This is a genomic window from Rhodococcus sp. MEB032 (assembly GCF_030208925.1).
GTDB classification, from domain to species: Bacteria; Actinomycetota; Actinomycetes; order Mycobacteriales; family Mycobacteriaceae; genus Rhodococcus_F; species Rhodococcus_F qingshengii.
Window position 1 is genome coordinate 133734 of sequence record NZ_JARVSY010000009.1, and the last position, 11969, is coordinate 145702.

Here is an 11969-nt window from a genome sequence, read left to right on the forward strand (position 1 = left end):
AAAGGAAGTTACGTGCTCGACGTCAACTTCTTCGATGAACTCCGCATTGGCTTGGCCAGTGCAGAGGACATCCGCAATTGGTCCTACGGCGAGGTCAAGAAGCCGGAGACCATCAACTACCGCACGCTCAAGCCCGAGAAGGACGGCCTCTTCTGCGAGAAGATCTTCGGCCCCACTCGGGACTGGGAGTGCTACTGCGGTAAGTACAAGCGTGTCCGCTTCAAGGGCATCATCTGTGAGCGCTGTGGCGTCGAGGTCACTCGCGCCAAGGTTCGTCGTGAGCGCATGGGTCACATCGAACTGGCCGCACCGGTCACGCACATCTGGTACTTCAAGGGTGTTCCGAGCCGTCTCGGTTACCTGCTCGACCTGGCTCCGAAGGATCTCGAAAAGATCATCTACTTCGCTGCCTACGTCATCGTCGGTGTCGACGAGGAGCTCCGTCACAACGAGCTGTCCACCCTCGAAGCCGAGATGCAGGTCGAGAAGAAGACCGTCGCAGATCAGCGCGACGCCGATCTCGAGGCACGTGCGCAGAAGCTCGAAGCCGACATCGCCGAGCTCGAGGCAGAGGGCGCGAAGTCCGATGTCCGCCGCAAGGTCAAGGACGGCGGCGAGCGCGAAATGCGTCAGCTCCGTGACCGCGCGCAGCGTGAGCTGGATCGTCTCGACGAGATCTGGACCACCTTCACCAAGCTGAGCGTCAAGCAGCTCATCATCGACGAGCTCCTGTACCGCGAGCTGGTCGACCGTTACGGCGAGTACTTCACGGGTGCGATGGGCGCAGAGTCCATCCAGATCCTGATGCAGAACTTCGACCTCGACGCCGAGGCAGAGTCTCTCCGCGAGACCATCCGCAGCGGCAAGGGCCAGAAGAAGCTGCGTGCACTCAAGCGCCTCAAGGTGGTTGCGGCATTCCAGACCAACGGCAACTCGCCGATGGGCATGGTCCTCAACGCTGTTCCGGTGATCCCGCCGGAGCTTCGCCCGATGGTTCAGCTCGACGGTGGACGTTTCGCGACGTCCGACCTCAACGACCTGTACCGCCGCGTCATCAACCGCAACAACCGCCTCAAGCGACTGATCGACCTCGGTGCTCCCGAGATCATCGTCAACAACGAGAAGCGGATGCTGCAGGAGTCGGTCGACGCCCTGTTCGACAACGGTCGTCGTGGACGTCCGGTCACCGGACCGGGTAACCGCCCGCTGAAGTCCCTGAGCGATCTGCTCAAGGGCAAGCAGGGTCGCTTCCGTCAGAACCTGCTCGGTAAGCGCGTCGACTACTCGGGTCGTTCCGTCATCGTCGTCGGTCCTCAGCTCAAGCTGCACCAGTGTGGTCTGCCCAAGCTGATGGCTCTCGAGCTGTTCAAGCCGTTCGTGATGAAGCGTCTGGTCGATCTGAACCACGCGCAGAACATCAAGTCGGCAAAGCGCATGGTCGAGCGCAAGCGCGTCCAGGTGTGGGACGTCCTCGAAGAGGTCATCGCCGAGCACCCCGTGCTGCTCAACCGTGCACCTACGCTGCACCGTCTGGGTATCCAGGCATTCGAGCCGCAGCTCGTCGAGGGCAAGGCCATTCAGCTCCACCCGCTGGTGTGTGAGGCCTTCAACGCCGACTTCGACGGTGACCAGATGGCTGTTCACCTCCCGCTGTCGGCAGAGGCTCAGGCCGAGGCACGCATCCTGATGCTGTCCTCGAACAACATCCTCTCGCCTGCTTCGGGTCGCCCGCTCGCCATGCCGCGTCTGGACATGGTCACGGGTCTGTTCCACCTGACCCGTCTCGACGAGGGTGTCACCGGTGAGCTCGTTGCTCCGACCAACGACGAGGCAGAGCAGGGCGTGTACTCCTCGCCCGCCGAGGCTCAGATGGCAGTCGATCGCGGCGCGCTCTCGGTTCAGGCTCAGATCAAGGTGCGTCTGACGCAGCAGCGTCCGCCGCGCGACCTCGAGAACGAACTGTTCCCCGAGGGCTGGAACTACGGTGACGGCTGGACCGCCACCACGACACTCGGCCGTGTGCTCTTCAACGAGCTGCTTCCGGCGGACTACCCGTTCGTCAACGAGCAGATGCCGAAGAAGCGCCAGGCGACGATCATCAACGATCTCGCCGAGCGGTACCCGATGATCGTGGTTGCTCAGACCGTCGACAAGCTCAAGGACGTCGGGTTCTACTGGGCCACCCGTTCGGGTGTCACGGTCTCGATCTCCGACGTGCTCGTGCCGCCGGAGAAGCCTGCCATCATCGAGGACTTCGAGGCTCAGGCCGACAAGATCGAGAAGCAGTACCAGCGTGGTGCTCTGGACAAGAAGGAGCGCAACAGCGCTCTGGTCACCATTTGGCAGGAAGCGACCGACAAGGTCGGCAAGGCCATGGAGGCTCACTTCCCCGACAGCAACCCGATCCCGATGATCGTGAAGTCCGGCGCAGCCGGCAACATGACTCAGGTTCGCTCGCTCGCCGGTATGAAGGGCCTGGTGACAAACCCGAAGGGTGAGTTCATCCCGCGTCCGATCAAGTCTTCCTTCAAGGAAGGCCTGACCGTTCTCGAGTACTTCATCAACACGCACGGTGCTCGTAAGGGTCTGGCCGATACCGCACTCCGCACCGCCGACTCGGGTTACCTGACCCGTCGTCTGGTGGACGTTTCGCAGGACGTCATCGTCCGCGAGGTCGACTGTGGAACAGAGCGCGGCATCGTCACCACGATCGCTGAGAAGCAGGCCGACGGCACGATGATCCGCGATGCTCACGTGGAGACCAGCACGTACGCCCGTACCTTGGCGGCCGATGCAGTCGACGCGAACGGCACCGTCATCGTCGAGCGTGGCCACGATCTCGGTGACCCCGCGATCGATGCTCTGCTCGAAGCCGGCATCACGACGGTCAAGGTCCGCTCGGTCCTGACCTGCACCACCGGCACCGGCGTTTGCGCCACTTGCTACGGCCGCTCGATGGCCACCGGCAAGCTGGTCGACATCGGTGAGGCTGTCGGTATCGTCGCCGCACAGTCGATCGGTGAGCCCGGTACCCAGCTGACCATGCGTACCTTCCACCAGGGTGGTGTCGCAGGAGATGACATCACCGGCGGTCTGCCGCGTGTCCAGGAGCTGTTCGAGGCACGTGTGCCCAAGGGCAAGGCTCCTATCGCGGACGTCACCGGTCGGGTACAGCTCGAAGACGGCGATCGTTTCTACAAGATCACCATCGTTCCGGACGACGGCGGCGAAGAGGTTGTCTACGACAAGCTCAGCAAGCGTCAGCGTCTGCGTGTCTTCAAGCACGCCGACGGTCGCGAAAGCCTCTTGGCTGACGGTGACCACGTCGAGGTCGGACAGCAGCTCATGGAAGGTGCTGCCGATCCCCACGAGGTCCTGCGAGTCATGGGTCCGCGTCAGGTTCAGATCCACTTGGTCAACGAGGTCCAGGAGGTGTACCGGAGCCAGGGTGTGTCGATCCACGACAAGCACATCGAGGTCATCGTGCGCCAGATGCTTCGTCGCGTGACGATCATCGATTCCGGTGCCACCGAGTTCCTGCCCGGTTCGCTCACCGAGCGCGCCGAGTTCGAGTCGGCAAACCGCCGCGTTGTCGCCGAGGGTGGCGAGCCCGCAGCCGGCCGTCCGGTGCTCATGGGTATCACGAAGGCGTCGCTCGCGACGGATTCGTGGCTGTCCGCGGCATCGTTCCAGGAGACCACTCGTGTCTTGACCGACGCGGCTATCAACTGCCGCTCGGACAAGCTGATCGGTCTGAAGGAAAATGTCATCATCGGCAAGCTGATCCCTGCCGGTACCGGTATCAACCGTTACCGCAACATCCAGGTTCAGCCCACCGAAGAGGCACGCGCCGCTGCTTACGCAGTGCCGTCGTACGACGACCAGTACTACAGCCCGGACGGCTTCGGCCAGAACACCGGTGCTGCAGTTCCGCTGGACGACTACGGCTTCAGCAACGACTACCGCTAAGCGTTAGTTCGTAGAAAATCCCCCCACTTCGAAAGAGGTGGGGGGATTTTTCATGTCAGGAGTGGGACGTTTTCAGGAGTTGCTGCCGCTGAGGTCCGGGATGACGATCTCCTGGACGGCCCACTTGTTGCCGTCGGGGTCGGCGAAGTAGATGAATCTGCCCCAGGCCTGGTCGTCGATCGGGCTGATGTCGATGCCGCGGCTCTTGAACTCGCGCTCAGCCTCTTCGATGTCCTTGACCACTACCTGCATGCCGACGACGGAACCGGGCTCGGCGTCGGTGATTCCCTTGCCGATGCAGATCGAGCAGGCCGAACCGGGTGGGGTCAGCTGGACGAATCGCAGGTCTTCGCTGACCGTGTGATCGTGGTCGGCGTTGAATCCGAGGCGGACGTAGAAGTCCTTGGCGCGGTCGATGTCGGTGACGGGAATGGCGACCAGTTCGAGCTTGATGTCCATGACGTGCCCTTCATGTGATGGTGAATTCCGGCGACAGGTCCAGTGTTGCGGGTATTGCGGTCAGAAACGGTCCTCGTTCGGCGTCCGGATGAAACTTTCCGAATTCCGTGTTGCTCCGAGGGTGCTTCTCTCACTGCTCGACCGATCCCGAACCAGGAGCGGATACCCCGACTCCGCAGCTCTGACGCATTCCGTCGAACGTGCCGCGCACGCCGACGCTCTCGGCTACCACCGGTTCTGGGTGGCCGAGCATCACGCGGTGCCCGGGATCGGGAGCGGGTCGCCGGCAGTACTGCTTGCCGCGATCGGCGCGCATACGCGCGATATCAGACTCGGCAGCGGTGGGGTCATGCTGCCGAATCACCAACCGCTGATCGTCGCCGAGCAGTTCTTGATGCTGGAGGCTCTGTACCCGGGGCGAATCGATCTCGGCCTCGGCCGATCGCTGGGATTCACGGAGCCCGTACGTCAGGCACTACGACGCAGCAAGGACGCTCCGGACACGTTTGTGTCGGACCTGGACGAGGTGAGGCGTTATCTGGACGGTTCCGCCGCAGTGACGGCACGGCCGGCGTCGCAGTCTGGAGTCCCGATCTTCGTGCTGGCGACGCGCACAGGTCTGAAAGTGGCAGCGCAGCTGGGGCTTCCGGTGGTCGTGGGTGGGCCGATACTGGGAATCGGTAGCACCGATCGGGTGGAGGCGTTGGACGAGTACCGCCGAGCTTTCCGGGCCACCGACGCTCATCCCGAACCCTATGTGGTGGTTTCTCTCGAAGTGGCGGTTGCCGATTCCACCGACGCGGCGCGTGAGTTGCTGATCCCGGAGGCGTACGCGCTCGCAGAATCGTCACGGACGGGGGAGTTTCCGCCGCTCGCGTCGCTGGACAAGATCAGGCTTGCCCCGCGCAGTGATCGAAACGCCAGGCGGATCGAGTCGTTCATGGCGTCGGCGCTGCACGGGACGCCCGTCGAGGTGAAACAGCAACTTCACGATCTCGCCGAACGGACCGGTGCCGACGAAGTGTTGGCGTCGACATCGACGTACGACCGTGACGCGCTTGCACTTTCGGACCGCCTGCTACGTGAGGTGCTTTAGCGGTGTCGTTGATCTAACGGGGCACGTGAAACTCGAGCAGAGTGGCGACGGAGTCGTCGAGTTCGGTCCACGGCACCGGTACGGAGAGGACGGCGATCGCCGAAGTGGGGAACTTGTCGCGGATACGTTGGGCCGCTTCGGAGTTTTCGTTCGATGCGAGATCGAGTGCAGTCCAAGGAATTCCGGGTTCGTGTCCGACGATCAGGAGCGTCTTGACGTGGTCGGACGTGGTTCGCGCAGCTGCAATGACGTCTGCGGGTGAGCCGCCGTAGATGGACTTCTCGAACCCGGCGGGAGCTTCGATTCCCGTCGAGGCAAGGGTTTCGACGGTCCGCCGGGAGGTGGAGCACAGAACGGCGTCGACGGGCGGGACGTTTTCGCGGATCCATTCGCCGCCGATGCGGGCCTCGCGCAGGCCCCGTTCGGCGAGCGGACGCTCGTGATCACGGATGCCCTCGGGGTAGCTGGACTTGCCGTGTCGCATGAGGACGAGGGTGCGGTGGTCGGCCATGCGTTCACGGTATCCGCTTTGTGCCCGTCAGTCCGGTTACTCTGGATGGTCAGGACCTTGAAGGAGGTTTTCGATGGCCGGTAAGAAGCTCGATCGAACTAATGCCCGAACTGCACTCGAGGTGGTACGCGAAAGCCCCACCATCGCTTTCATCACCGTTGCCCCGGCAGTGGTCGTGTTCGGCGTGGTGTGGTGGCTCTTCGGTTTCTGGGCCGCGATTCTTCTTGCGTTGGTGTTCGGTGTCGCGGCTGTCGCGACCCAGAAACTGCGTTAGAGGGCGCTCACCTGCGCAACTGCGCGGAGCGCTTCGCCGACCAGGAACCAGACCGTGACGGTCTTGTCGTCGACGCGGCTGCGCAGGACGACGTCGTCGCTGGAGACGATGGGGGAGAGGTACTCGATCAGTGCTCGATGCGGAACTGTCCGTAGTTCGGTGCGAGCGCTGAGGACCTCTTCGACCGCCTGCCAGTAGACGGCGTTGTTGACGTGGTCGAACGGGTCGATATCCGTGGCGCGCAGAGCGAACGGCGTGTCCAGGACACCCGCGCCGTCCGCCTCCGGTGCGTTCTCGGCGAGTACCCGCTTCCACTTCAGGCGATGCTCGTCGGTGGATTCCTCCAGTGGCCGCATGAAGTCGTCACTCATCCGCGTGGGCATGCCCGACTCGGCGCTGATGTTGATCCAGAAGCCTTCGGTTTCCATCAGCGCGCCGTTGCTGCCGTCGAAGCGCACACGCATGTTCGCCCACCTCGTGGAGAAGCCGGAGCACCAGCGAGTCATCGTCAACTCTTCCGGCCAGATCGCCGGGCGTACGACGTCGACGACCGTACGACGCACTATCCAGAGCGGATGGGTGTCGATGGCTCCCGCGGCCTCGATGTTGTCGTTGCCGATGTCCTGCAGGTAGCGGGCGACGGCGTCGAGCCTGACCTGCTTGGCGACGTCGATGTCGCCGGTGCGGACCGGGCGGGACTTGACGAAGATCGGTCCTCGGTCCGGCTGTTGCGCGAGCGTGAGATCTGGGTTCACGTGAGATTCCTGTTCGCTGGAGTGAGCCGATTCTGTCAGGCTTTTCAGCGAGTGGCGATTATCTGCTTTCCGCAGCCGGAGCCGTCGACCATTCGTGCCACGGCGACGGCGGTGTCGGCAAGGGGATGAACGGAGTCGATCACCGGGGTGATGTCACCTGCGTCGATCATCTGCGTCAGGACCTCCAGATCGTCGGCGTTCTCCGAAGCGATGAAGGTGCCCATTTTCTGAGATATGAACGGAGACAAGCACTGTGCGCGTATTTGGCGATCGGTTCCGCCGAGCCACCGTCCGCCGTTCTCGCCGCCGACGATCACCAGCGTTCCGGTGCGTGTGAGCGCCCGTCGAAGATCTCGCAGTCGGCGGTTGCCGCCGGTGTCGATGATGACGTCGTACCGATGCGATCCGTCGGTGGCGTCGTCGACGCGGTAGTCGAGAACCTCGTCGGCACCGATGGAGCGGACGGTATCGGTTTTCGAGGTGCTGCACACGCCGGTGACGTGAGCGCCCATGGCTTTTGCCACCTGCACCGCGTAGATCCCGACGCCACCGGATGCGCCGAGTACGAGGACGGATTGGCCCGCCTGCACGCGGCCGTGGTCGCGCACGGCTTGCAACGCTGTGAGGGCGGAGACCGGCACCGCTGCTGCTTGTGCGAACGACAACCGGGCAGGTTTTGCGGCAATCTTCGTCTCGAGTGCGCGTGCGTACTCCGCGAACGAACCGACCGCGATCCCGTATACCTCCTGGCCGACTGCCACGCGGGTCACCGAACTGCCGACGGCCTCGACTCGGCCGGATACGTCCAGTCCGCGTACCCGGTTCCTAGGTCTGCGCAGCCCGAAACCCGCGAGGCGCAACGGATATGGCAGTCCGGCCATGAGATGCCATGCCCCGCGGTCGACGGACGCGGCCTCGACGCGTATCAGCACTTCGTTGTCGGCGACAGTGGGGCGCGGAATGTGGTCGACGTAGAGAACGTCGGCCTCGCCGTAGCGATCCTGTACGACGGCGGTCATCAGTTCCTTCGGCATGCGAGTCTCCGTTCGTCGAATACTTACAGCGTAAGTATTGCACTTACGGTGTAAGTTCTGTCAACGTGGAGAAGCGCGCAAGATTGACCCGAGACGACGTCGTACACGCTGCTGTCGCGCTTGCCGATTCCGTCGGAATCGATTCGATGACCATGCGGAAGCTGGGCACCGAACTGGGCGTCGAAGCGATGTCTCTGTACAACCATGTTTCGGACAAGGGGGATCTGCTCGACGGAATGGTCGATGCGGTCTTCGCGGAGATCGATCTGCCGACGCCGGGACGCCCGTGGCGCACGGAACTTCATGTGCGAGCGGTATCGACAAGGGAAGTGTTGGGGAGGCACCCGTGGGCAACTCCGTTGATGGAGTCCCGAACGACGCCTGGTCCCGCGACCCTGCGCCACCACGATGCCGTCATCGGAACGCTACGCGCCGCCGACTTTCCCGTCGCCCTTGCTGCGCATGCCTTTTCGATCATGGATGCGTACATCTACGGCTTCGTGCTGCAAGAAGTGAGCTTGCCGTTCGAAACAGCGCAGGAAACGACGGAACTGGCGAAGGCGATCATGGGCTCGTTCGAGAGCGGTCAGTATCCGCACCTGGCCGAGTTGACCACCGAGCACGTCCTTGCTCCGGGATACAGCTACGCCGCCGAATTCGCTTTCGGTCTCGATCTGATTCTCGACGGACTCGAACGTCTGCACATCGGGAGCGAACGATGATCTGACGTGAGTACCGGGTTAAAGTCGAGAAAACCGGGTTACCGGTCCAGACTTCAGATGTCCCGAAGAGGAGCTTTCTGTGCGCGCCATGGTGGTTACGGAACTGTCCGGTCCCGAAGGAATTGTCGCGCAAGAGGTTCCCGAGCCCGCAGCCGAAGGTCTTGTTCTCATCGATGTGAAGGCAAGTGGCGTCTGCTTTCCGGACCTGCTCATCACCTACGGCAAGTATCAGATCCGCCCGGAACCGCCGTTCATTCCCGGCGCGGAGATCTCGGGCGTCGTGGTCTCCGCGCCGGAAGGGTCGAGTTTCGCTCCGGGCGATCGTGTTCTCGCGGCCGCGTATCTGGGTGGGTATGCAGAGCGGATTGCCGTCAACCCGGCGCAGGTACTCCGAATTCCGGACGGACTCGCCTTCGACGAGGCGGCCTCGCTGATCATCAACTATCAGACGATGGAGTTCGCGCTCGCTCGCCGCGCGAAGATCGTCGCGGGGGAGACTGTCGTCGTGCTCGGCGCTGCAGGCGGAGTCGGAACGGCAACCATCCAGCTGGCCAAGGCGCACGGTGCCCGGGTGATCGCCGTGGTACGACGCGAGGGCGTCGATGACTTCTTGCGTGAGCTCGGTGCCGACGAGGTGGTCGCGCTGGCTCCGGGATGGGGAGAGCGGATTCGGGAACTGACCGACGGCGTCGGCGCTCAGATCGTGGTGGATCCGGTGGGCGGCGATGCGTTCGACGACGCGGTCCGGGTTCTGGCACCCGAAGGACGACTCGTGGTGATCGGATTCGCCGGCGGCGGTATTCCCGAGATAAAGGTGAACCGGGTGCTGTTTCGCAATATCAGCATTGTCGGCGCGGCATGGGGTGAGTTCACGCGTACCAATCCCGAGGCGGTAGCCGAGATACACGCATCGCTGGTAGAACACGTCCGAAACGGCTTGCGTCCGCTGGTCAAGGCACGGTATCCGCTTGCCGACGCAGCAGTTGCCCTGGCTGATCTCGAAAGCGGCAAAGTTCTCGGAAAGGCCATCTTGCTGCAGGAATGATTCTTCGCAACGTGATGGTGGTCACCAAATAATAAGTTGCAACATGTTTTCATTTGGGCAATAGTTGCAACCGCACTACCATTTGCCAGGTGATCGCTTCCGATTCTGATGACCTGTATGGAGCACTCGACGAGTTGTTCACTCGCCTGATGAGCGCCGGTGATTCGGAGTCGATCGATGCGTTGATCGAACTGGATCTCTCGTTCTCTCAGGTGCGTGTGCTGTTCGTACTTGCACAACGTGATGCGGCGATCCCGATCAACGAGGTTGCCGACGAGCTTCGGCTCTCGGTGGCAGCTACGGGGCGTAACATCGATCAGCTCGTGAACATGGGTCTGGTCGATCGCCGTGAAGACGAGCGGGACCGACGCGTCAAGCGGGTTTCCTTGTCGGAGGCCGGTCGTAAGGTGACGACCAACCACATCGAGTGCAAGCGCGGCCAGCTTCGCGAATTCGCGTCGCGTGTTCCTGAGCCAGAGCGGATTCGTTTGTTCGAGGCTCTCAAGCCCATTCTCGCGGGTGACTATCTGCGAGCACTTAACCAGGAGACTTCGCGATGACATCGCCGAACGCGCCGGCACCGGCGTCCGACAAACTTGACGGGGCGGTCCTCAAGATCGCTTCCGTGGTGGTGCTCGGCGCCATCATGTCGATTCTCGACGTAACCGTGGTGAGCGTCGCGCTCACCACCTTTGCCGAGGACTTCGAAACTTCGTACGCCACCGTCGCGTGGACGATGACGGCCTACACCCTCGCTTTGGCGACGGTCATTCCGGTTACCGGTTGGGCTGCCGACCGTTTCGGCACCAAGCGCCTCTACATGACGGCCCTGGTGCTCTTCGTGCTCGGTTCGGTCGCTTGTGCGATGGCGTGGGACATCACCTCGCTCATCGGCTTCCGCGTGCTCCAGGGTCTCGGCGGCGGCATGTTGATGCCGCTCGGTATGACGATCATGACCCGGGCCGCCGGTCCGGACCGTGTCGGTCGTGTCATGGCAGTTCTCGGTATCCCGATGCTGCTCGGTCCTATCGGCGGCCCGATTCTCGGTGGTTGGCTGATCGAGGCCGCGAGCTGGCACTGGATCTTCCTGATCAACTTGCCGATCGGCATCATCGCTCTGGCTGCTGCGTTCATCATTCTGCCGTCCGACAAGGCGAAGCCTTCGGAGTCCTTCGACTTCCTCGGCATGATCCTGCTGTCGCCCGGCCTGGCGCTGTTCCTGTTCGGTGTGTCGTCCATCCCTGAGGTGGGAACCGTCGCGTCGGCTCGGGTTCTGGTGTCGGCCGGTATCGGTCTGGCGCTGATCATCGCCTTCGTGTTCCACGCGCTCAACAAGGATCACCCGCTGATCGACCTGCACCTGTTCAAGAACCGTCAGTTGACCACCGCCGTCATCACGACGTCGCTGTTCATCGTCGCGTTCATGGGCGCCGGGTTGCTGTTCCCGAGCTACTTCATCCAGGTCGGCGGTCACACCACGCTCGCGGCCGGATTGTTGATGGCTCCGCAGGGTCTGGGCGCTATGGTCACCATGCCGATCGCTGGTCGACTGGTCGACAAGATCGGCCCGGGCAAGATCGTCCTGACCGGTTTGCCGCTGATTCTCATCGGTTTGGGTGTGTTCACACAGGTTGCCTCGGATTCCCCGACGTGGCTGCTGATGGGCGCCTTGTTCGTCATGGGCCTCGGTATGGGTTGCACCATGATGCCGCTGATGACCGCAGCTATCGTGACGCTCTCCAACGAGCAGATCGCTCGCGGCTCCACTCTGATGAACATCGTTCAGCAGACCGCAGGTTCGATCGGTACCGCCGTGATGTCGGTGGTCTTGACCAACCAGCTTCTCGATCGTGGCCTCGATACGACGATGGTCGGTGCGGCCTCGCACATTCCGACCGAGCCGGGAAGTCCGCAGGAGTCTGCTGCGAATTCGATTCTCAGTGCGGCGTCGGACGCTTTCGGCAACACCTTCCTCGTTGCCACTGTGCTGATCGTCCTGACCCTCATCCCGGCGTTCTTCCTGCCGCGGAGCAAGACCACCAGGCCGGTGGCCGAGGGCGAGACGGCAACGCCGATCGTTATGCACTGACCGCTTTTCGGTAGA

General features: G+C 62.6%; 11 protein-coding genes. 7 read left to right on the forward strand and 4 right to left on the reverse strand.

Going from position 1 to position 11969, the window contains the following annotated elements; all coding sequences use genetic code 11:
• Nucleotides 1-12 precede the first annotated feature (12 nt).
• Nucleotides 13-3969, forward strand: coding sequence for a DNA-directed RNA polymerase subunit beta' (locus QRN54_RS09650; RefSeq protein WP_003941914.1), 3957 nt, complete (start codon nucleotides 13-15; stop codon nucleotides 3967-3969).
• Between the two features lie 72 nt (nucleotides 3970-4041).
• On the opposite strand, the gene QRN54_RS09655 is transcribed toward QRN54_RS09650, so the two are convergent.
• Entirely contained in the window at nucleotides 4042-4428 is a 387-nt protein-coding gene (locus QRN54_RS09655) for a glyoxalase superfamily protein (RefSeq protein WP_003942070.1), read from the reverse strand.
• A gap of 88 nt (nucleotides 4429-4516) precedes the next feature.
• Between QRN54_RS09655 and QRN54_RS09660 the strand changes: the two genes are divergently transcribed.
• Nucleotides 4517-5524: an MsnO8 family LLM class oxidoreductase gene (locus tag QRN54_RS09660; RefSeq protein ID WP_285181896.1), complete on the forward strand. Its 1008-nt coding sequence runs from the start codon at nucleotides 4517-4519 to the stop codon at nucleotides 5522-5524.
• Between the two features lie 13 nt (nucleotides 5525-5537).
• Here the strand turns inward: QRN54_RS09660 and QRN54_RS09665 are convergent, their stop codons facing one another.
• A complete protein-coding gene (locus QRN54_RS09665) occupies nucleotides 5538-6035 on the reverse strand; it encodes a SixA phosphatase family protein (RefSeq protein WP_007728426.1) in 498 nt (165 codons plus the stop codon).
• 73 nt (nucleotides 6036-6108) lie between these two features.
• Between QRN54_RS09665 and QRN54_RS09670 the strand changes: the two genes are divergently transcribed.
• Nucleotides 6109-6309, forward strand: coding sequence for a hypothetical protein (locus QRN54_RS09670; RefSeq protein WP_003941897.1), 201 nt, complete (start codon nucleotides 6109-6111; stop codon nucleotides 6307-6309).
• Here QRN54_RS09670 and QRN54_RS09675 read toward each other — a convergent pair.
• Nucleotides 6306-7064 carry an acyl-[acyl-carrier-protein] thioesterase gene (locus QRN54_RS09675; protein WP_083291738.1) on the reverse strand — a complete coding sequence of 253 codons (759 nt, stop codon included), beginning with the start codon at nucleotides 7062-7064 and terminating at the stop codon, nucleotides 6306-6308. The two genes, QRN54_RS09670 and QRN54_RS09675, sit on opposite strands and share 4 nt — an antisense overlap.
• 44 nt (nucleotides 7065-7108) lie before the next feature.
• Nucleotides 7109-8098, reverse strand: coding sequence for an NAD(P)-dependent alcohol dehydrogenase (locus QRN54_RS09680; RefSeq protein ID WP_007728421.1), 990 nt, complete (start codon nucleotides 8096-8098; stop codon nucleotides 7109-7111).
• A 65-nt stretch (nucleotides 8099-8163) separates the two neighbouring features.
• Between QRN54_RS09680 and QRN54_RS09685 the strand changes: the two genes are divergently transcribed.
• The 4 genes from QRN54_RS09685 to QRN54_RS09700 all read left to right on the forward strand — a co-directional run bounded on the left by QRN54_RS09685 (nucleotide 8164) and on the right by QRN54_RS09700 (nucleotide 11954).
• The gene (locus QRN54_RS09685; protein ID WP_003941871.1) at nucleotides 8164-8820 is read left to right on the forward strand and encodes a TetR/AcrR family transcriptional regulator; all 657 of its coding nucleotides are present in this window, start codon (nucleotides 8164-8166) and stop codon (nucleotides 8818-8820) included.
• Nucleotides 8821-8899: 79 nt separating this feature from the next.
• Complete coding sequence (locus QRN54_RS09690; protein WP_285181897.1) at nucleotides 8900-9865, forward strand: NADPH:quinone oxidoreductase family protein; 966 nt, start codon at nucleotides 8900-8902, stop codon at nucleotides 9863-9865.
• Nucleotides 9866-9954: 89 nt separating this feature from the next.
• A complete protein-coding gene (locus tag QRN54_RS09695; protein ID WP_003941890.1) occupies nucleotides 9955-10425 on the forward strand; it encodes a MarR family winged helix-turn-helix transcriptional regulator in 471 nt (156 codons plus the stop codon).
• Nucleotides 10422-11954 carry a DHA2 family efflux MFS transporter permease subunit gene (locus QRN54_RS09700; RefSeq protein ID WP_003942006.1) on the forward strand — a complete coding sequence of 511 codons (1533 nt, stop codon included), beginning with the start codon at nucleotides 10422-10424 and terminating at the stop codon, nucleotides 11952-11954. The genes QRN54_RS09695 and QRN54_RS09700 overlap by 4 nt, the downstream gene beginning before the upstream one ends.
• Nucleotides 11955-11969 lie beyond the last annotated feature (15 nt).